Annotated in this window: 1 pseudogene; it reads left to right on the plus strand. The window is 69.7% G+C overall.

The annotated features are described in order from the left end of the window. Positions 1-637: pseudogene (locus tag A5780_RS40855) on the plus strand (hypothetical protein); the annotation flags it as partial.

Here is a 637-nt window from a genome sequence, read left to right on the forward strand (position 1 = left end):
TCAACCTGTCCGGCCTGCACACCCCCGTCCAGCAGCACCACGACGAAACCCTCGACCGGATCGGCAGCCAGTTCGCGGTGATGCTGCGGGCACTGATGCAGGAGGTGATGAACCGAGCCACGGCCGGCATCACCGCCCGCCGCGCCGCCATCGAGGCCATGCAGATGCGGGAGGAGAAGGCCCGCCGCGAGCACGCCGCCCAGGTCGCCGCCGAGCGCAAGGCGGCCGAGAAAGGTCTGGAAGCGCTGCGCCGGAAGGGTTGGGATCGGCTCTCGCGCAACGAAATCGCCGCCGCGCTACGTGAGGCGGTGACCTGGTCGGAAGACTCCGAGGCTGCCCGCCGCGCGTCGGTGGAACTGGCCGGGCACATCCGGCAGCGCTGGGGTGTGCACGTCGACCTCGACGGCGGGCACGTCACCATCGATGCCGAGGTAACCCCGCAGCTGGCGGCGAAGATGGCCGCCGTCGAGCAGGAACGCGCCACCCAAGACCGTCTGGCCACCGCCCAAGACCGCATGGTCGCGATGATCGCCGCCGAGGACATCGACGAGTCGGCCAAGGCGGAGCTGTACGCGCAGGTCGAGGCGTGGCGCAACGAGCCCAGCGTGAACAGCCTTTCGGCGTTCGAGGATGATGA

The organism is Nocardia sp. 852002-20019_SCH5090214 (genome assembly GCF_001665865.1).
Classification (GTDB): Bacteria; Actinomycetota; Actinomycetes; order Mycobacteriales; family Mycobacteriaceae; genus Nocardia; species Nocardia nova.